Origin of the sequence: Bradyrhizobium diazoefficiens (assembly GCF_016616885.1) — a bacterium.
GTDB classification, from domain to species: domain Bacteria; phylum Pseudomonadota; class Alphaproteobacteria; order Rhizobiales; family Xanthobacteraceae; genus Bradyrhizobium; species Bradyrhizobium diazoefficiens_F.
The window spans coordinates 7921815-7942120 of the sequence record NZ_CP067102.1 but is presented as its reverse complement, the minus strand read 5'-3'; the positions used below and the strand labels follow the sequence as shown (position 1 = coordinate 7942120).

15 protein-coding genes are annotated in these 20306 nt (G+C 63.7%); 7 read left to right on the top strand and 8 right to left on the bottom strand.

Annotation, left to right across the window (positions count from 1 at the left end; translation table 11 throughout):
- Nucleotides 1–119: 119 nt before the first annotated feature.
- Nucleotides 120–2381: a marine proteobacterial sortase target protein gene (locus JJC00_RS37085; protein ID WP_200470649.1), complete on the bottom strand. Its 2262-nt coding sequence runs from the start codon at nucleotides 2379–2381 to the stop codon at nucleotides 120–122.
- A gap of 186 nt (nucleotides 2382–2567) precedes the next feature.
- Here JJC00_RS37085 and JJC00_RS37080 point away from each other — a divergent pair, with 186 nt between their 5' ends.
- Complete coding sequence (locus JJC00_RS37080) at nucleotides 2568–3338, top strand: helix-turn-helix domain-containing protein (RefSeq protein ID WP_200470648.1); 771 nt, start codon at nucleotides 2568–2570, stop codon at nucleotides 3336–3338.
- A gap of 76 nt (nucleotides 3339–3414) precedes the next feature.
- On the opposite strand, the gene JJC00_RS37075 is transcribed toward JJC00_RS37080, so the two are convergent.
- Nucleotides 3415–4635 (bottom strand): ABC transporter substrate-binding protein, encoded by a 1221-nt coding sequence (locus JJC00_RS37075; RefSeq protein ID WP_200470647.1) that lies wholly within the window; start codon nucleotides 4633–4635, stop codon nucleotides 3415–3417.
- 463 nt (nucleotides 4636–5098) lie between these two features.
- Between JJC00_RS37075 and JJC00_RS37070 the strand changes: the two genes are divergently transcribed.
- The 6 genes from JJC00_RS37070 (at nucleotide 5099) to JJC00_RS37045 (ending at nucleotide 12882) form a co-directional block, all read left to right on the top strand.
- The gene (locus tag JJC00_RS37070; RefSeq protein WP_200470646.1) at nucleotides 5099–6235 is read left to right on the top strand and encodes an acyl-CoA dehydrogenase family protein; all 1137 of its coding nucleotides are present in this window, start codon (nucleotides 5099–5101) and stop codon (nucleotides 6233–6235) included.
- A 221-nt stretch (nucleotides 6236–6456) separates the two neighbouring features.
- Nucleotides 6457–7113 carry a glutathione S-transferase family protein gene (locus tag JJC00_RS37065; RefSeq protein ID WP_200470645.1) on the top strand — a complete coding sequence of 219 codons (657 nt, stop codon included), beginning with the start codon at nucleotides 6457–6459 and terminating at the stop codon, nucleotides 7111–7113.
- Nucleotides 7114–7318: 205 nt separating this feature from the next.
- Nucleotides 7319–8119: an AraC family transcriptional regulator gene (locus tag JJC00_RS37060; RefSeq protein ID WP_200470644.1), complete on the top strand. Its 801-nt coding sequence runs from the start codon at nucleotides 7319–7321 to the stop codon at nucleotides 8117–8119.
- A 193-nt stretch (nucleotides 8120–8312) separates the two neighbouring features.
- The gene (locus tag JJC00_RS37055; RefSeq protein WP_200474357.1) at nucleotides 8313–9179 is read left to right on the top strand and encodes a 3-keto-5-aminohexanoate cleavage protein; all 867 of its coding nucleotides are present in this window, start codon (nucleotides 8313–8315) and stop codon (nucleotides 9177–9179) included.
- 113 nt (nucleotides 9180–9292) lie between these two features.
- Nucleotides 9293–10909 (top strand): acyl-CoA carboxylase subunit beta, encoded by a 1617-nt coding sequence (locus JJC00_RS37050; protein WP_200470643.1) that lies wholly within the window; start codon nucleotides 9293–9295, stop codon nucleotides 10907–10909.
- The gene (locus tag JJC00_RS37045; protein WP_200470642.1) at nucleotides 10906–12882 is read left to right on the top strand and encodes an acetyl-CoA carboxylase biotin carboxylase subunit; all 1977 of its coding nucleotides are present in this window, start codon (nucleotides 10906–10908) and stop codon (nucleotides 12880–12882) included. The genes JJC00_RS37050 and JJC00_RS37045 overlap by 4 nt, the downstream gene beginning before the upstream one ends.
- 142 nt (nucleotides 12883–13024) lie before the next feature.
- Here the strand turns inward: JJC00_RS37045 and JJC00_RS37040 are convergent, their stop codons facing one another.
- From JJC00_RS37040 to JJC00_RS37015, 6 genes are all read right to left on the bottom strand, one after another.
- Nucleotides 13025–14011, bottom strand: coding sequence for an ABC transporter ATP-binding protein (locus tag JJC00_RS37040; RefSeq protein ID WP_200470641.1), 987 nt, complete (start codon nucleotides 14009–14011; stop codon nucleotides 13025–13027).
- The gene (locus tag JJC00_RS37035) at nucleotides 14008–15012 is read right to left on the bottom strand and encodes an ABC transporter ATP-binding protein (RefSeq protein WP_200470640.1); all 1005 of its coding nucleotides are present in this window, start codon (nucleotides 15010–15012) and stop codon (nucleotides 14008–14010) included. The genes JJC00_RS37040 and JJC00_RS37035 overlap by 4 nt, the downstream gene beginning before the upstream one ends.
- Entirely contained in the window at nucleotides 15012–15905 is an 894-nt protein-coding gene (locus JJC00_RS37030; protein ID WP_200470639.1) for an ABC transporter permease, read from the bottom strand. Before JJC00_RS37030 ends, JJC00_RS37035 begins: the two co-directional genes overlap by 1 nt.
- A gap of 9 nt (nucleotides 15906–15914) precedes the next feature.
- Complete coding sequence (locus JJC00_RS37025) at nucleotides 15915–16862, bottom strand: ABC transporter permease (protein WP_200470638.1); 948 nt, start codon at nucleotides 16860–16862, stop codon at nucleotides 15915–15917.
- A 118-nt stretch (nucleotides 16863–16980) separates the two neighbouring features.
- A complete protein-coding gene (locus JJC00_RS37020) occupies nucleotides 16981–18579 on the bottom strand; it encodes an ABC transporter substrate-binding protein (RefSeq protein WP_200470637.1) in 1599 nt (532 codons plus the stop codon).
- A gap of 170 nt (nucleotides 18580–18749) precedes the next feature.
- On the bottom strand, nucleotides 18750–20300 hold the full coding sequence (locus JJC00_RS37015; RefSeq protein ID WP_200470636.1) for an AMP-binding protein: 1551 nt from the start codon (nucleotides 20298–20300) through the stop codon (nucleotides 18750–18752).
- Between the last annotated feature and the right edge of the window lie 6 nt (nucleotides 20301–20306).

Below are 20306 nucleotides of genomic sequence, written 5' to 3'. Positions count from 1 at the left end.
AGGCAGTCTGGATTGCTTTGCTGCGCTCGCAATGACGAAAAGAAAAAGGCGCGCGCGGCCGTTGGTATCGGGACGGGCAGCCGCGCGCGCTGAGCAAGAGGAGTTGGGGGGCTCCTCTCTCAAGCGGCGTCAGTGAGCAAGTGCTGACGCCGGTTGAACACGAACAGGATCAGGGCGAGAACGATCATGATCAGGCCTGCAATCATCTTCAGCGCGGCCGAAGTCGCGGTCTTGGGCAGGCGGATCGCATTGGGCGTGACAGGAGCCGGCCGCCTTGCCGCAGGCTGGCCTGCATCGGCGCGGCGCTCGCGCGGCTGTGTCGGCGTCAGCTGCTGTCGTTCGCCGAACACCTTCGCGAAATCCCAGCCCGCCGGCAGGTTGATCGGAAGCTCGCTGAGCTTGAGCCTCTCGCCTTCGGGACGGCTCGGCGTCTTGTCGACCGCGACGAGGCTGGTCAGTCGCGTGACGATCTGATGGTCGAGCGCCAGCGCCAGGATCGTCTTGTCCGTGTCCTCCGGCGCCATCTCGCGGAGCGTCCGCGCCACCTCGGCATCGCCGATCTTGCGTCTGGCCCAGAGTTTTGACAGGCCTTTGCCCTCGGCGGCGTTTTGCAGCGGCAGCGTCACCGACCACGGCCGGTCACCGACGCGACCCTTGACCTCCAGCGAGCCGGCAAGCTTGTCGAGCTTTGCTGCGAGCACCAGCGGCTCGTCGCGATAGATGTCGGGAATGATCGCGGGTGTAATGTCGGCCTTGGCTTCGGAGAACTTTGCGGTGAGGCCGGTCACGGCAGGGTTCTCCAGCTTGGCGAACAGGCCGCGCATGCGCTCCTCGACCTGCTCGACCGAGCCGATGTGGGTGAAGGCGCCGCGGCCGAGCTCGGAGGCCCGCGTCATCAGATAGGTGTTGGGCGCTGAGCCGATACCGACCATGAAGATGCGCGAGCGGCCGCGCATCGCGGTGATCGCCTCGAACAATTGCTGCTCGTTGCCGATCGCGCCGTCGGTGAGGAAGACGATCTGGCGAACCATGTTGGTGTCACCGAGCTTGTCGGTCAGCGCCGCGCGCATTGCCGGCACCATCTCGGTGCCGCCACGTGCCTGCAATGCGCTGACGAACGACGTCGCTTCACCAATATGCGCGGCATCGGCCGGCAGCGAGGTCGGAAACAGCACGTCCATGGTGTCGTCGAAACGGATGACGTTGAAGCGATCGTTCGGCTGGAGACGGCCGAGCGCATAGAGCAAGCTCGCCTTGGCCTGTTCGATCGAAGTGCCGCCCATCGAGCCGGAATTGTCGATCACGAACACCACTTCGCGCGGCTGCGGCTTCTGCGTTGCTTGCTCGGCGGCCGGCGGCGTGACGAACGCGAGCAAATAGTCGGCATCGCCGACATGCTCGCGGAACAGGCCGACCGACGGTGCCTTCTCGGCGGCCGGCTTCCAGGTCAGCTCGAAGTCGCGGTCGGCGGGCACGGTGCCGTCGGCGAGCGTCACGACGCGCGTCGTGTTGTCCGGGCTCTCGATCTTGACGTTGTGATGGTGGCTCTTGACCTCGCCAAGCGCAAAGCCGGCTTTCAGGTGCACCGTGATGCTGATCGGATTGATCGGGGGATTCTTGGCAGGATCGAGCACGGGCGGCGAGATGCGGTCACGGTCGGGCACCGGGTCAGAATTGGTCGCGCCCCAACCGGAGCCGTCCTTGCGAAAGTCGACGCTCTGCACGATCGGCGCCGGATTGTAGCGCGGGCCGACCACGAGCGGCACGCGCAGCGAATATTCGTTGCCGGACTGATGCACCGGCTCCTGATATTCGATCTGCACCAGCACGGTTTCGCCGGGACCGATATTGGCGACCGAGTTGGTGAAAATGTTGGGCCGCTCCTGCTCGGTGAGCGCGGCTTTCTGTCCGTTGCGGCGCGCCTGCTCGTAGATCACGCGTGCCTGCTGACGCCCCTTGATGTCGCCGACGATGACGCGGTCGCCGACCACCATCTTGAGCGTGTCGACGGCGCCGTCGGTGGCCAACGGATAGACATAGGTGGCCTCGACCCAGTCGTTGGTCGGGTTGCGGAAGATCTGCGTGACGCGCGTGCGCAGCGTCGGGCCGGATACCGTGATGTCGACATCGACCCCGAGACGGATGGCTTCGGTGTAAGCGCCGTCCTCCTTCAGGAGGAGGCTGCCGGACTTGGCATCGCCGGGCTGGAGCAGGTTTGCCTGCTCGGTCGTCGCCGACCAGCCCGGCGCGAAGCTCACCAGCAGGGCCACGAAACTGACCAGGAGCACGGCAATGCCCTGCGCCAGGAGGAACAGTCCGACCTTGACCAGTCTGCCGAGCCAAGGGTGATCGTTGTCGTCGACTGCGTCGCAATTGTCCATTTTTCCTGCTCCCGAAGTGTGTTCGACGCCGCCGAGCATCGGTCGGGAGGGGGCGATTCCGCGAGCAGAATGATCGGCAATGTTCCGCCGCCGCTGGCCTTGCCGGGCCGCCCCTTTGGCGGCGATGTCCGGTTTTGTGCTGACTTGTCCGCCCTGCTAGACTGGCGGCGTGGAGCAGGGTTAACGATGCAGACGCAAGACAAGCTCTCTGACGGGCAGCTTTCGGACGAGCAAAGCCGGGAGGTCGCGGAGACGATCCGCGAGGAGATCGCGAGGCGCCGGATTTCGCGGCAGGCGCTGGCCGAGCAGGCCAAGCTCAGCCTGTCGACGCTGGAGAAGGCGCTCGGCGGCCGCCGACCGTTCACGCTGGCAACCACGGTCCGGCTCGAGCAGGCCTTGGGCGTGTCCTTGCGCAAGAGCACGGTTGCACCGTCGCCCACGGCCGGCAACGATGTCGCGCCCGACAGCCTCGGCTCCTATTCGCATCGCGCGGTGACCTGGCTCGAAGACGTCTACATCACGCTGCGGCCGTCCTTTGGCGACAAGGATGCGATCTTCGCCTATCGTACCGAGATCGCCTGGGAGCCGAAGCTTTCCTCGCTGGTCTTCCGCGAGGGCGAGCGGACCGATGCGGCCTATGAACACACCGGCGAAGTTGCGGTGCCGCATCAGTCGGGGTTCATCTATCTTGTCATCAACAAGCATGGCCAGCATCGCGTGATCACGGTATCGCGGCCAACCGTGTCTGGCGCGATGTATGGCATCATCGCGACGCTGCGCGCCGGCGCCGGTTCGCAGCTGACCCCCGTCGCGGCACCGATCGCCTATGTGCCGGCGCGGAATATCGCCGATCCTATTGTGGGCCGGATCGCGCCCGACCACGCGCATTACAAGCTGTATCGCGATCACCTTCGGCGTACCGTCGACGAGTCTTTTGCGCTCTTTCTGCCTGCCTGAACTTGCGCCCGAGCGCCCAAAAAGATAGCGGCCTTGCGGCCGCTATCTCGCATGTGTCGGCAGTCTCCCGTCGAAGCTAGCCGCTCGGCTCGGCGCTGATGATGGGGCCGAACAGCTCCCACTGGCCGCTCTTGAACCGCCACATCTTGAGCTGCTCGATCGGCGCGAAGTCGGTGGCCGAGGTGTTGATCGTGATCCCCGGGATCAGCGTGTCGGGGGTGAAGTCCTTCAGGCTGGCGGCCTGCTTCATCACGTTCTCGCGGGTGAGATTATCGCCCGCCTGCTTCAGCACCTGCACCATGGTCTGGGCTGCGGCGTAGCCGTAAACCAGATTGGCGTCCGAAATGTTCGCACCCGGCATGTACTTTTCGATAAAGACCATGAACTTCTTCATGCCGTCATCGTCCTTCCACTGCGGATCCGACGCGTCCTTGAGGTAACCGGCCGAGAGCACGCCTTCGGAGGCCTCGAGGCCGGCGGGCTTCATCACTGCGCCGATCGACACCGACACGTCACTCATCAGATGCATCGGCTTCCAGCCGAGCTCGGCGATCTTCTTGATGGCCTGCGCTGCGAATTTCGGGGTCGCAATATTCACGAAGACATCGGCGCCGGTGTCCTTGAGCTTGACGATATGGGCGTCGATCGACGGCTCCGACGTCTCGTAGCTTTCTTCAGCCACGATCAGCTTCGAGGCCTTGTCGCCGAACACGTCCTTGATGCCGGCAAGGTAGTCTTTGCCGAAATCGTCGTTGGCATAGAAGATCGCGACCTTGGCGTCCGGCTTCTCCTTCAAGATGTATTTTGCGAAGATCCGTGCCTCGACCCGGTAGCTCGGCTGGAAGCCCATGGTCCAGGGGAAGTTGTGCGGGTCGTTCCACTTGCTGGCGCCGGTGGCGAGGAAGAGCTGCGGCACCTTCTTGGAGTTGTGATATTTCTGCACGGCGGTCTGGGTCGGCGTACCCAGCGCGTTGAACACCAGGAAGACCTCGTCGCTTTCGATCAGCTTACGGATCTGTTCCACCGTCTTCGGCGGCGAGTAGCCGTCGTCATAGGAGATCCAGTTGATCTTGCGGCCGTTGATGCCGCCCTGATCGTTGATCATCTTGAAATAGGCTTCCTCGGTCTTGCCGATGACGCCGTAGGCGGAAGCAGGTCCCGAATAGGCCTCGACATTGCCGATCTTGATCTCGGTGTCGGTGACGCCGGTGTCGTAGGCCTTTTGGGCAGAAGCGCCCTGGGTCGTGAGCAGTGACAACGCGGTTGCTGCGGCAAGCAGGGAGAGCTTCTTGTTCATGAAAATTCCTTGCGGTTCTTCTGGGTGAGAGCAGGCAGGTGGAAAACAAAAAGCGCCCGCGAGAGGGCGCTTTGATCAGGGCTTGGCGGGCGTCGAGCTGCGCATAAGTGAAGCGGCGCTCGCTCGCGAGGTCGATGGCCGCAACCTTGCCAGGCGCGCGGCGTGCATGATGAGCGATCCAGTCGTAATAACGAACGGCCAACAATCCCTCCCTCGGCGGTCTCGCGCCGCCTGAATTTTATTGCTGTGCACCATGCCCGGCATGGCCCTGGGAGGCCAGCCGGAGTTTGTGCAGCAGCCTTTTTGATTTGGAGTTGGCCTGCGACAGGCGAAAATCGTCTTGCGTTGAGTTGCTAGATCAGGACTGCTCCAAGCGGCTCCCCGAAGCCAGCCACTCTGCGCAAGTGAACTGCCGGTGTTCCGGCAATGGTGGACCGGCAGGAGTTGTCGAAAGCGAATCGCAATGAAGAGCCCGTTCTATACCGCCGAGCACGACGCTTTCCGCGACGTGATGCGCCGCTTCGTCGACAAGGAGATCGCACCGTTCGCCCATGAGTGGGACGAGGCCGGCGAATTTCCGCGCGCGCTCTATCGCAAGGCGGCCGAGATCGGCCTGTTGGCGCTCGGATTTCCCGAGGAATATGGCGGGATCGCCGCCGACCAGTTCATGAAGATCGTGGCCAGCCAGGAGCTGGCGCGCGCCGGGGCCGGCGGCATCAGCGCCAGCCTGATGAGCCACACCATCGGCTCGCCACCGATCGCACGCGCCGCGCGCCCCGAGGTGAAGGCCCGCGTATTGCCGCAGGTGCTTTCCGGCGACAAGATCTCCGCGCTCGCCATCACCGAGCCGGGCGCCGGCTCTGATGTCGCAAACCTGCGCACCCGGGCGCGGCGCGACGGCAATCACTACGTCGTGAGCGGAGAAAAAACCTTCATCACCTCGGGTGTGCGCGCGGACTATCTGACCGTTGCGGTGCGTACCGGAGGCGAGGGCGCCGGCGGTGTCAGCCTGCTCCTGATCGAGGGCGATACGCCCGGCCTGTCGCGCACCAAGCTGAAGAAGATGGGTTGGTGGGCCTCCGACACTGCAACGCTGCATTTCGACGATTGCCGCGTGCCGGCTGAAAACCTGATCGGCGAGGAGGGCCAGGGTTTCAAGATCATCATGCAGAATTTCAACAGCGAGCGCATGGGCATGGCGGCCGGCTGCACCGCCTTCGCGCGCGTTTGTCTCGACGAAGCGGTCGCCTACGCCAAGGAGCGCAAGACCTTTGGCAAACCGCTTGCCCAGCACCAGGTGATCCGCCACAAGATCGTCGACATGGCGCAGAAGGTCGCAGCCTCGCAAGCGATGCTGGAGATGCTGGCCTGGCGGCTGGAGCAGGGCGAAAGCCCGGTCGCCGAAATCTGCATGATGAAGAACCAGGCGACGCAGACCATGGCGTTCTGCGCCTCGGAAGCCGTGCAGATTTTTGGCGGCGCCGGCTTCATGCGCGGCATCAAGGCCGAACGCATCTACCGCGAGGTCAAGGTCAACGCCATCGGCGGCGGCACCGAGGAGATCATGAAGGATCTGGCGTCGCGGCAGATGGGGTTGTGAACTAAACCTTCGTTCCGGGACACGGCGTGAGCTGCGAACCCGGAATCCAGAGATGAGTCCTATAATGTCAAGATTCCGGGTTCGACGCTGCCCGTCGCCCCGGAATGATAGGAAGCAAAATGCCGTTTACCGTCGATCACGACGAAATCCGTCGGAGCTTGCAGAATCTCTTCGGAAAACCGCTGCACACTTTTCCGATCATCCTCTAAAGGAAAGTCCTGATGATCACGCTCTATCACTGCGATGCCGCGCGCTCGTTCCGCCCGCTCTGGATGCTGGAGGAGATGGGGCTGCCGTATGAGCTGAAGATGCTGCCGTTCCCGCCGCGTGTCTTCGCCAAGGAATATCTCGCGCTCAATCCGTTGGGCACGATTCCCTTCATGGTCGACGGCGAGACCAGGATGACGGAGTCCTCCGGCATCTGCCACTATCTCGGCGTCAAGTACGGCCCGACGCCGTTGATGGTCGGCCAAGAGGATCCCGCCTATGGCGCCTTCCTGAACTGGATGTATTTCAGCGACGCGACGTTAACCTTCCCGCAAACGCTGGTGCTCCGCTACACCCAGCTCGAGCCGGAGGAGCGCCGCAATCCGCAGGTCGCCACCGACTACGCCAAGTGGTTCCTGGGGCGGCTGCGCGCCGTGGAGGCTGCGACCGCCAATACTGAGGTCTTGTGCGCCGGCCGTTTCACCGCCGCTGACATCGTCATTGGTTACGCGCTCCGGCTCGCCAGCAATATCGGTCTCGCCAAGGACTTCGGGCCCAATGTCGCGGCCTATTGGGCCCGCTTGCAGCAGCGCGACGGCTTCAAGCGCGCGGTTGCCGCGGAGCAGAAGGCCGGCGCCGAGCAGAATATTGCGCCGCGCGAGAGGGCGTAAGGGAGGCTGCCATTCCGGGGCGACGCGAGGCATCGAACCTGGAATCTCGCGCCGCAATCTCTGGATTCCGGGTTCGATCCTGCGGATCGCCCCGGAAAGACGATCCGTGTTCCATGACAGCGCTATCGCGTCGTGACAGCGCCCCAATTTCCGCTAAGGTTGCCCCGTCCGCAGCGGCCAAAGAGCCGCGCGAGGAGGATACCCAATGGAAGATAAGGGTCGCGAATCCGACCATCTGATGTTGATCACGCCGGAACGGGTCTTCTATGCCGGCTTGCTCGGCAGGCCCCGCAAGCGGACCCCAGGTTGCTGTCACGTCTATGTCGCCGTGAAAGGCAACCTGCATCTTACCATCGACGACGTCCTCGCCACCGCCGAACTGTTCGTCACCCTGCCGAACCAGCGGCATTCCATTGCCAGCGACTATCGCACTGCAATCAGTGTCACGCTCGAGCCAGAAAGCATGCGGGATGGCGTGATCGAGGCCTTGGCCCAGCGGCTGACGGGACCTGATCGGGCCGTCTATGCCCGAAAAATCCTCGCGGCCTACGCGCTGCTGCGCCAGCGCCGCTATAACGACATCACCACCGCCGAGTTCGACGAGATGTGTTTTGGCGAGGCGCTGCCGCGCCGCGTGCTCGACCCGCGCGTGACGCGCGCGGTCGCTCGCATCGAGCGTTTTTCCGGCGAGCCCGTCACCGCAGATACCTGTGCGGCCGAAGCTGGTCTTTCAGCCTCGCGCTTCCTGCATCTGTTCAAGGAAGAGACCGGCATCTCGTTCCGCTCCTTCCGCGCCTGGAAGCGCGCGCGGCATCTGCTGCACTTCGCCAACCAGGACCTCAATCTCGCTCATCTCGCGCAGGATATCGGCTATCCCGATAGCACGCATTTCAGCCATTCGATCCGGCGCTTCTACGGATTGAAGCCGCGCGCGATCTTCGTCGGCTCGCGGGATCTCGCGATCTATCGCAGCACCGAGACCGTGCGACTGGCGGAAGCGAGCTGATATCGCTCTCGTAGGGTGGGTTAGCGCAGCGTAACCCACCTCTTTGGTCTTCGCGGAAATAGACAGTGGTGGGTTACGCTACGCTAACCCACCCTACGGCATCTCGTTTTCCAGCTTCTCCGCGCAAGAAGCCGCATGTCGCGCATCACATGATTGCAGGCGTTGAATTCTCAACGTGCGAGACATGAGTGGTATGAGCGACAAGGCCGTCATCACCTGCGCGCTGAACGGCGTGCTCACCGACCCGAAGCAGCACAACGTTCCGGTTACGCCCGAGCAGATGGCGCGCGAGGCCAAGGCTGCGTTCGATGCGGGCGCGTCCATCATGCACATCCATCTGCGCCAGCAGGCGCCGAACAAGGGGCATCTGCCGTCCTGGGAAGTCAGTGTCAGCAAGGAGATCCAGCAGGCGATCCGCGAAGCCTGCCCCGGCGTCATCATTAACCACACCTCCGGTGTGTCTGGGCCGAACTACTCCGGCGCGCTGGATTGCATCCGCGAGACCAGGCCGGAGATCGCCGCCTGCAACGCCGGCTCGCTGAATTATCTGAAGGTGAAAGCCGACAACAGCTGGGCCTGGCCGCCGATGATGTTCGACAACGCGGTCGAGAAGGTGAAGGACTATCTCGACGTCATGAACGCGGTCGGTACCATCCCCGAGTTCGAATGTTTCGACGTCGGCATCGTGCGCTGCGTCGGCATGTATCACCAGGTCGGCATGTACAAGGGCCCGCTGGAGTACAATTTCGTCATGGGCGTGGCGTCCGGCATGCCCTCCGATACGGACCTGCTGCCGATCCTGATCAAGCTCAAGCGCCCCGAAGCGCATTTTCAGGTCACCGCCATCGGCCGCGAAGAGATCTGGCCGCTGCACCAGCGCTGCGCCGAGCTCGGCGGTCATCTGCGCACCGGCCTCGAGGACGCTTTCTATCTCGCCGATGGCAAGAAGGTGACGTCGAACGGCCAGCTGATCGAGGCCATCGCCGCCTGCGCCCGGCGCGTCGGCCGCGAGATCGCAAGCCCCGCCGAGGCACGGAAGATCTTTGGGACGAATCGCTGAATGTAGCCCCAGCCGTCATTGCGAGCGAAGCGAAACAATCCAGTGTGCATCTGCGGAAACAGACTGGATTGCTTCGTCGCTTCGCTCCTCGCAATGACGGGTAGGATAGAGTCATGTCCATTCTTGAAAGCACCATTTCCCCCGGCAGCGCCGCCTACCGCGCCAACCGCGACGGCATGCTCGCGCTGATCGACCGCATGCGCGCCCTGGAAGAGCGCACGCGCGCGGCGTCGGCGGCAGCGAAAGATCGCTTCCACAAGCGCGGCCAGCTGCTGCCACGTGAGCGCGTCGCGCTGGTGATCGATCCCGGCGCGCCCTTCATCGAGCTGTCAACGCTCGCCGGCTACATGTTCGACGTGCCGGATGCGGACAAGAGCGTGCCCGGTGGCGGCGTTATAGCCGGCATCGGCTTCGTCTCCGGCATTCGCTGCATGGTCAGCGCCAGTGATTCGGGCATTGATGCCGGTGCGCTGCAGCCCTACGGCCTCGACAAGACGCTGCGGGTGCAGGAGCTCGCGCTGGAGAACAAGCTGCCCTACGTGCAGCTCGTCGAGAGCGCCGGCGCCAATTTGCTGCGCTACCGCGTCGAGGACTTTGTCCGCGGCGGCAATATTTTTCGCAATCTCGCGCGGCTCTCGGCGGCGGGGTTGCCGGTCGTCACCGTCACGCACGGCTCGTCCACGGCAGGCGGCGCCTATCAGACCGGCCTGTCCGACTACATCGTCATGGTCCGCGGCCGCACCCGCGCCTTTCTCGCCGGGCCGCCGCTGCTGAAAGCCGCAACCGGCGAAGTCGCGACCGAGGAAGAGCTCGGCGGCGCCGAGATGCACACCCAAATCTCCGGCCTTGGCGACTATCTCGCCGAGGACGATCGTGACGCATTGCGCATCGCACGCGAGATCATGGCGGCGCTGGAATGGGAGCGGCCGGGCCGGGCGGAGCCGCAGTTCAGGCCGCCGCGCTACGACCAGGACGAGCTGCTCGGCATCATGCCGATGGACCATAAGCGCACCGTGGACATGAAGCAGGTGATCGCGCGCATTGTCGACGATTCCGACTTCACGGAGATGGCGCCGAACTATGGTCCGGCCACCGTCTGCGGCCATGCCCGCATCGGGTGCCAGGCCATCGGCATCATCACGAACAACGGTCCGCTCGATCCCGCCGGCGCCAATAAGGCGACGCATTTCATCCAGGCCTGCTGCCAGACCCGCAGGCCGATCCTCTATCTCAACAACACCACCGGCTACATGGTCGGCAAAGCCTATGAAGAGGCCGGCATGATCAAGCACGGCTCGAAGATGATCCAGGCGGTGACCTCGGCGACGGTGCCGCAGATCACCATCTATTGCGGGGCGTCGTTCGGCGCCGGCAATTACGGCATGTGCGGCCGCGGCTTCCATCCGCGCTTCTGCTTCTCCTGGCCCAACGCCAAGACCGCGGTGATGGGTGGCGAGCAGGCCGCCGAGACCATGGCGATCGTCACCGAAGCCGCCGCCGCGCGCCGCGGCAAGCCGATCGAGAAGGACAAGCTCGACGCCATGAAGGCGCAGATCGTCGACGTGTTCGACGGGCAGATGGACGTGTTCTCGACCAGCGCGCGTGTGCTCGACGACGGCGTGATCGATCCGCGCGATACCCGCGCGGTCCTCTCCGAGGTGCTGGCGATCTGTCGCGAGGGCGACGTGCGCACGCCCCAGCGCATGCAGTTTTCGGTGGCTCGCCCATGAGGAATGGATCAGTGCAGCACCGGCCGTTCTATAGGATTCTGATTGCCAATCGCGGCGAGATCGCGCTGCGCGTGATGCGCAGTGCGCGGCAGCTCGGCCTCGGCGTCGTCGCGGTCTATTCGGATGCCGATCGCGAGGCGCTCCATGTACGGCAAGCCGATCAGGCCGTGCGGATCGGCGAAGCCTTGCCGGCGCAATCCTATCTCAACATTCCCGCCATCATCGCGGCGGCAAAGGCAAGCGGCGCGGATGCCGTGCATCCCGGCTACGGCTTCCTCGCCGAGAATGAAGAGTTCGCGCAGGCCTGCAAGGATGCTGGCATCGTTTTCATCGGCCCATCGCCGCAGGCGATCGAGGCGATGGGCAACAAAGCCGGCGCCAAGGAGATCATGAAGAAAGCCGGCGTTCCCTGCGTTCCCGGCTACCAAGGTACCGAGCAGGGCGATGACGTGATGCTTGCGGAAGCCGAAAAGACCGGCTTCCCCGTGATGATCAAGGCGGTTGCCGGTGGCGGCGGCCGCGGCATGCGGCTCGTGACCGACGCCGCATCGTTCCCCGATGCCCTGCGCAGCGCGCGGTCGGAAGCGAAGGCGGCGTTCGGCGACCCCACTGTCATTCTCGAACGCGCTATTCAGAACCCCCGACACATCGAGATCCAGGTGTTCGGTGACGGCCATGGCAATGCCATCCATCTCGGTGAGCGCGATTGCTCGGTGCAGCGGCGGCACCAGAAGCTGATCGAGGAGGCGCCATCGCCGGCAGTCACGCCGGAGCTCCGCGCAAAAATGGGCGAGGTCGCCGTCGCCGCAGTGAAGGCGTTGCGTTACGAGGGCGCCGGTACACTGGAATTTCTGCTCGATCAAAGCGGCGAATTCTACTTCATGGAGATGAACACGCGTCTCCAGGTCGAGCATCCCGTCACCGAGGCGATCACCGGGCTCGATCTCGTCGAGCTGCAGCTGCGCGTCGCGCGCGGCGAGCCATTGCCGGTGAAGCAACAGGACGTCAAGTTCTCTGGTCACGCCATCGAGGTGCGGCTCTGCTCGGAAGATGCTGCGCACGATTTCATGCCGCAGTCCGGCCACATGGCGCGCTGGCATGTGCCTGATGGCATCCGCGTCGAGCACGCGCTGCAATCAGGCTCGGAGATTCCGCCGTTCTACGATTCCATGATTGCCAAGGTGATCAGCCATGGCGTGACGCGCGAAGAGGCGAGAGGGCGGTTGATCTTTGGATTGGAGCAGCTCACGGCGCTTGGCGTGACCACGAACCAGGCGTTCCTGATGTCGTGCCTGCGCCATCCCGGCTTTGCCAGGGGGGAGGCGACAACGGCGTTCATCGGTGCGCATCGCGACGAACTGCTGGCACCGCGCCCCGATGCCGCATTCGACACAGCGTTGGCCGGTCTGTTGCTCTACGTCTCAAATTCGCGCGCGCCGACGTGGCGGAGCGGCCGGAGCCTGTCGGCAACGTTCCCTCTGCCTACGAAAATCGAAATCGCAGGCCACACGCACGAGCTCGACGTCACCCGTGAGCGCGACGGCAGCTACATCGTCGCCACCGACGGCCGCCAGGACAGGTTCGAGATCGAGCAACTTGATCCCGACGCCATCCGCTTCCGGCACGACGACGTGATGGACAGCGCAAAATTCCTGCGCGACGGCGATCGGCTCTATCTCCAGCACCGCGGCATCCCGCTCGCGGTGACTGATCTCACCCTTGCCGCGCCGAAGGCCGCCGCAAGCAACGGCGGCGACGGCAAAGTCCGCGCCGCCATGAACGGCCGCGTCGTCGCTGTTTTGGTCAAGCCGGGCGACCGGGTCATTGCCGGTCAGCCGGTGATGACGCTGGAAGCGATGAAGATGGAGCACGTCCACAAGGCCGGGATCGACGGCGTGGTTTCGGCGATCGACGTCGCCGAGGGCGAGCAGGTCACGACCGGCAGGATCGTGGCCGAGATCGGGGCCACCTGATGTCGTCCTGGACATGCGAGCGGAGCGAGCGCAGATCCAGGACCCATTACCACCGCTGCTTGTTATTGTGTCCTATGAGGCTACCGGGTCGCGCCGCAACTTCTCCCTGGGGTAATGGGTCTTGGCTTTCGCCATGACGACGTTAGGAGGCTCGCCCCGTCCCCTCGTTCAACAAGCACGCCACCTGGTGCCCGTCGCCCGCATCCAACAGCATCGGCCGCTCGGTCTTGCATCGCTCCATCGCAAACCGGCAGCGGGTGTGAAACGCGCAGCCGGGCGGCGGATTGACCGGGCTCGGCACGTCGCCGTCGACCAGCGGCGCGAGCTTCTTCGCCAGCGGATTGGCGATCGGCACCGAGGCAAGCAGGGCCTGCGTGTAGGGATGGCGGGGGTTTCGGAACAGCTCGTCCTTGTCGGCGATCTCGACGATGCGGCCGAGATACATCACGGCGACGCGGTGGCTGATATGCGCGACCACGGCGAGGTCGTGCGCGATGAAGAGATATGAGAAGCCGTGCTGCCGTTGCAGGTCGATCAGCAGATTGATCACCTGCGCCTGGATCGAGACATCGAGCGCGGACACCGGCTCGTCGCAGACGATCAGGCGCGGCTCCAGCGCAAGCGCCCGCGCGATGCAGATGCGCTGGCGCTGGCCACCGGAGAATTGATGCGGGAAATTGCGCATCTGGTCGGGCCGCAAGCCGACCTGCTCGAACAGTTTTGCGACGCGCGCCTCCAGCGCCTTGCCGGTCGCGAGTCCATGGACCGCGATCGGCTCGCCAACGATATCGCCCGCCGTCATGCGCGGATTAAGCGAGGCAAAGGGATCCTGGAACACGATCTGCATCGAACGGCGATATGGCCGTAGCGCCGACTTGGACAGATGCGTGATGTCCTCACCGTCGAGGCAGATCCGGCCCGAGGTCGGCTCGACCAGCCGTAGCACGCTGCGCGCCACCGTCGACTTGCCACAGCCGGATTCACCGACAAGGCCAAGCGTCTCGCCCGCACCGAGCGAAAACGAGACGCCGTCGACCGAATGCACGGTGCCCACCTGCCGGCGCAGCACGCCGGCGCGCACCGGATAGTGCTTTTTGAGATCGGTGACTTCGAGCAGCGCCTCGGTCATGCCACCTCCGCGACTTCAGCCGCGCGCCAGCAGGCGGCGAGATGGCCGCCGCCCCAGTCCGCAAGCGGCGGATATTCCTCGCAGCGCTTGATTGCGAGCGGGCAGCGCGGCGCGAACGCGCAGCCCTTCGGCAACCGCACCAGCGACGGCACCGTGCCGGGAATTTCGTTCAGCCGCTCCTGTGCAGCGACGCCGGATGTGGGCACGGCGGGGATCGAGGCCATCAGTCCTCGCGTGTAAGGGTGTTTTGGCGACGCGAACAGCGCCTCGACGCTGGCTTCTTCGACCTTCCGTCCCGCATACATCACGATCACCCGCTGCGCGGTCTGCGCGACGACGCCGAGATCATGCGTGATCAGGACAAGGCCGGTGCCCAGCTCCTTCTGAAGATCGAGGATCAGCGCCAGGATCTGGGCCTGGATGGTGACGTCGAGCGCGGTGGTCGGTTCGTCCGCGATCAGCAGCGCCGGCCGGCACGCCAGCGCCATCGCGATCATCGCGCGCTGGCGCATCCCGCCGGAGAGCTGGTGTGGATATTCGCGCGCGCGCCGCGGCGGCTCGGGGATGCGCACCAGCCGCAGCATTTCGACTGCGATGTCTCGTGCCTCCCTTGTCGATAAGCTCCGGTGCAGCCGCACCGCCTCGACGATCTGGTCGCCGATCCGCATCACCGGATTGAGCGAGGTCATCGGCTCCTGAAAGATCATGGAGATGCGATTGCCCCGGATCTTGCGCATCTCCGCTTCGTCAAGCGCCAGCAGATCGGTGCCTTCGAGCGTGACCGAGCCGCCGACGATGCGACCCGGCGGATCCGGCACCAGCCGCATCAGTGACAGCGCGGTGACGCTCTTGCCGCAGCCGGATTCACCGACGATGGCGAGCGTCTCGCCGCGGTTCACGGTGAAGGAGACGTCGTCGACCGCTTTGAACAGGCCGGAATTCGTGAAGAACACCGTTTTCAGGTTCTTCACTTCGAGCACGAGATCGGAGGTGTCAGTCATCAGCCGCGCTGCCGGGGATCGAGGATGTCGCGGAGCGCGTCGCCGAACAGATTGGCGCCAAACACGGCGAGGCTGATGGCGATGCCCGGGAAGATCACCAGCCATGGCGCGGTGCGGACATATTCGGCGGCGGACTCGGAAAGCATACGGCCCCATGACGGATAAGGCTCGGGAATGCCGAGACCGAGAAAGGAGAGCGACGCTTCGGTGAGGATGGTCGAGCCGAGCTGGGCCGTGGCGAGCACGATCAGTGGTGCCAGCGTGTTCGGCAGCACATGTCGTAGCGCTATGCGCACCTCGCTCATGCCGATCGATTTCGCCGCTTCCACGAACGGCTGCTCGCGCAGCGCCAGTGTGTTGGCGCGGGTGACGCGCGAGACGGTCGGGATCAGCGGAATGGCAATCGCGAGGATCACGTTCGGCAGCGACGGGCCGAGTGCGGCGGTCATGATCAGGGCCAGCACCAGCAGCGGCAGCGCCTGCAAGATGTCGGAGACACGCTGGAAAACGAGATCGACCCAGCCGGAGAGATAGCCCGAGGTGAGGCCGACGATCACGCCGATCGAGCCGCCGAGCGCGGTCGAGCCGATGCCGACCGCGAGCGAAATCCGTGCGCCGTGGATGATGCGGCTGAACACGTCACGGCCGAACGAGTCCGTGCCCATCCAGTGCGCCAGGCTCGGCCGCATCAGTGCGTGTGCGGAATCGACGCTCAGCGGATCATAGCGCGCGATGAAGTCGGCAAAGATCGCCGTCAGCACGAACAGCGTCATGATGACGAGTCCGGCCGCACCCAGCACGTGCCGTTGCGCCATAAACAGCACGCGCCGCCAGCCGCCGGTGGCATGCGCCCCGGCCCGCCTCAGCTCAACGTCAAAGTCGATTGCGGCCAAGCGCCTCTCCTAGTCCGTATACCGGATGCGTGGATCGAACACGGCGTAGAGCATGTCGACGATGAAATTCGCGCTCACCACCACCACCGCAATCAGCATCACGAGGTTCTGCACGATCGGATAATCGCGCCAGCGGATCGCCTCGACCAGGAAGCGCGCGACGCCGGGGATGTTGAACACGGTCTCGGTGACGATCAGGCCGCCGATCAGGAACGCCGCCTCGATGCCGATCACGGTGATGACGGGCAGGATCGCGTTCTTCAGCGCGTGGTGATAGTTTACGGCGGCATCGGAAGCGCCCTTGGCGCGCGCGGTGCGGATGTAATCCTGCCGCAGCACTTCCAGCATCGAGGACCGCGTGATGCGCATGGTCAGCGCCGCGCTGCGGAAGCCGACGGCGGCGGCCGGCACGGCATAGGTCGCAAACGCCTCGAGCCACGTCGCCGGATTGGGATTGAAGATCGGGATCTGGCCGAACATCGCAACCGACGCGGTGAGGATCAGCAGGCCGAGCCAGAACGAGGGCAGCGACAATCCGCTCAAGCTCACCACGCGCAGCGCGTAGTCGAGCCGGGTGCCCTGCTTGACCGCGCTGATGACCCCGAGCGGAATGCCGATCGACGCCGAGAACAGCAGCGCTAGCCCAGCGAGCCGCGCCGTGATTGGGATCCGCGGCAAAATCTCCTGCAGCGCCGGCTTCTCCGACACGTAGGAGTAACCGAGATCGCCGTGCAGCAGGCCGCTGATCCAGTGCAGATACTGCATCACCAGCGGCTGATCGATGCCGAGCTGCTTCTCGAGATCGACCTCGTCGGCGGGATCGACATAACCGGCTGCCGCGAACAGGATGTCGACGATGTTGCCGGGCACGATGCGCAGCAGGAAGAAGATGACGACCGAGATCCCGAACAGGGTCACGAGCATCAGGAACAGGCGTCGCACCAGATAGGCAAACATCTTTCGCCCTCCGCGAGCCGCTAGAGCATGATCCGGACCCGGAGGGCCGCGTTAGCGCAAAGTGCGTGGCGGTTTTCCGACAAGATCATGCTCAAAAAAATCTCCTCAGCCTGGCGTGCTACTTGTCGAGCCACACGTCCTCATAGCGAAAGCCGTTATAGGAGCTGTTCGACATGATCGTGATCCCCTTGACATAGGGCTGCCAGCAGCTGCCGGCCCGCGCATGGAAAATGATCGGACGGGCGACATCCTCCTGCAGCTTCTTGTCGATGTCCCAGACCAGTTGCTTGCGCTTGTTGGTGTCGATCTCCTGCGACTGTAAGTCGAACAGCTTCTCGATTTCCTTGTTGCAGTAGTTGGTGTAGTTCCGTTCCGAGCCGCAGGAATAGTTCTCGTAGAAGGACTGGTCGGGATCGTCGACGGAGTTGCCGGTCAGATTGAGGCCGAGCATGTAGTCCTTGCGCGCGACTTTCGGGAACCAATTCGCGGTTTCCACGACGTCGAGCTCGCCGTCGATATAGATGCTCTTGAGCTGGTCGATCAGGATCACCGCGGGATCGCGATATTCCGCGAGATTGCGCGTCGAAACCTTCACCGCGAGATGCTTGTCGGGGCCGTAGCCCGCCTTCTGCATCAGCTTCTTCGCTTCCTCCCGGTTCGCGTTCACGTCCTGGCCGTAGCCCGGAATGGTTTCAAGCTTGTCCTTGGGCATGCCCCAGATGCCCTGCGGCGGCGGCAGCATGGTGCCGCCGATGTCGGCCTGGCCTTCGAACAGGATGTCGACGAAGGCCCTGCGGTCGAGCGCCATCGCCATCGCCCGGCGGATATCGATGTTGTCGAACGGCGGGGAGGCCGAATTGACGATGATATTGGTCGAGACGTTGGTCGGCTCAACGACGCAGACCGCGTTCGGCGCCTGCGATTTGATATCCTTCAGGAGTGGGATTGTGATGTGCGTCGGGAAGGTCATGTCGAACTTGCTGGCGACAAAGGCGAGAATCGCAGTCGAGCGGTTCGTGATGATCGTGTACTCGATGCCGTCGAGATAGGGCCGGCCCTTCCGCCAATAGTCAGGATTGCGGGTCAGCTTGATCGACTCATTGGCCTTGAACTCGACGAATTTGAACGGGCCGGTCCCGATCGGATGGGTGCGCATGTCCGCCGGAGAGACGTGACAGGGATAGATCGGCGTATAGCCGGAAGCGAGCATCGCCAGCAGCGAAGGTTGCGGCCGCTTCAGGTCGAAGGAGACCTCGAGATCGCCGTTGGGCGTGACGTCGTTGACTTCGGTGTACCAGGTCTTGCGCGGATTCTGCCGCAGCTTCTGCTGCGATTTGCCCATCAGGAGATCGAACGTGCACTTCACGTCGGCCGACGTGAACGGCTTGCCGTCATGCCATTTGACGCCCTGGCGGAGTTTGAACGTCAGTTTCTTGTTGTCGCTGCTCCACGACCAGCTTTCGGCCAGCTCGGGCCTGAGGGTATCAGGACTGTTCTGCGCGATGTGCTGATCATAGATGACGAGATTGTTGAACACCCCCATGAAGGGCACGTTGACCGAGTAGGTCGCTCCCTCGAGGATCGACGCGTTCGCCGGGCTGTCGCGGTGATACATCCGCAGGATACCGCCCTGTTTGGGCTCACCTGCGAACGTTGCGGTCGAAAACGCCAGCAAAGATAGCGCCGCCGTCGCGGCGAGCGCCCACACGCTCCGCATCCTCGGTCCTCCCTGGACATTAGTCTTTTGGGCCATTTGTGGCCTGTTTGACCGGACGATAGCCGACGCGCGTGGAGGGAGGCAACCGGCAAGGGCGCGTGCTGTCTCGACAATTCGGATGACGAAAGGTCGCGGGGTGTTCTCTCACGATGTGAGCGAAGTTCCTTCGGTCACACGATCCGTGACGTCTTGTTGCCCCAATACCGGTCCCGCAGCAGCCGCTTGTAGAGTTTCCCCGTCGGCAGCCGCGGCAATTCGTTCTCGAAATCGACCGAGCGCGGCACCTTCTGCCGCGACAACGATGCCCCGCAGAAGGCGATCAATTCCTCGGCGAGCGCATCGCCTGGCATCACACCCGGCATCGGCTGCACCACGGCCTTCACCTCCTCGCCGAGGTCGGGATTGGGCACACCGAACACGGCGGCGTCCGCGACCTTCGGATGGGTAATCAGCAGATTCTCGCATTCCTGCGGATAGATGTTCACACCACCTGAGATGATCATGAAGGTGGCGCGATCGGTGAGATAGAGGAAACGGTCGTGGTCGACATAGCCGACATCGCCGACCGTGCTCATGCTGCCGTCGGGCGAGCGCGCTTCCTTGGTCTTCTCCGGGTCGTTGAAATATTCGAACGGCGATCCCGTCTTGAACCAGACCTGGCCGGGTATGCCGGTCGGGCACGGCTGCATGTTCTCGTCGAGAATGTGGAGGTCGCCGAGCAGCACCTTGCCGACGGTGCCGCGATGGCTGAGCCATTCCTCGCTGTTGCAGGCGGTGAAGCCGAGGCCTTCGGTCGCGCCGTAATATTCGTGGATGATCGGTCCCCACCATTTGATGATGTCGTCCTTGACCAGCGCAGGGCAGGGCGCGGCAGCATGGATCGCGATCTCGAGCGATGACAAATCGTAGCGGCTGCGCACTTCCTCCGGGAGCTTCAGCATCCGTGAAAACATCGTCGGCACCAGCTGGCTGTGGGTGATGCCCCATTGTTGCACGAGCTGGAGATAGCGCTCTGGATCGAATGTCTCCATGATGACCACGGTGCCGCCCATGCGGATCGTAAGATTGACCGCGGCCTGCGGCGCCGAGTGATAGAGCGGCGCCGGCGACAGATAGACCATGCCCTCGCGGTAGCGCCAAAGTTTGGTCAGGAATTCGAACAGCGGCAGATTGTGCTTCGGCGGTTCTTCCGGCAGCGGCCGCAAGATGCCCTTCGGTCGGCCGGTCGTGCCGGAGGAGTAGAGCATCGCCGTGCCAAGCCATTCATCAGGGATCGGTGTCTTCGGCAGGTCGGCGGTGACGTCCGCCAATCCAACGATGCGGTCGCTCTCGCCGGGACCGTCGGCGACGATGCAGAGCTTGATCTCGGGGCAAGCCTGGATCGCCTCGCGCGCGATGTCGAGTTTTGCCACCGACGTGATCAAGATCTTCGACTGGCTGTTGACGAGGAGGTAAGCGAGCTCGCCCGGCGTGAGGAATGAATTGATGCAGGTGTAATACAGCCCTGACCGCTCGCCCGCGCTGCAGGCTTCGAGATAGCGGGAATTGTTCTCCATGAAGATCGAGTAGTGATCGAGCCGCTTTAAGCCGTGCTTGCGAAACAGATGCGCAAGCCGGTTGCTGCGCGCATCGAGCTCGCGATAGGTGACGGCCTCGCCGGTCGCGGCCATGATGAAGGCGGGTTGCAGCGGGCGCAGGCGGGCATGCAGACCTGGGTACATCAGTCC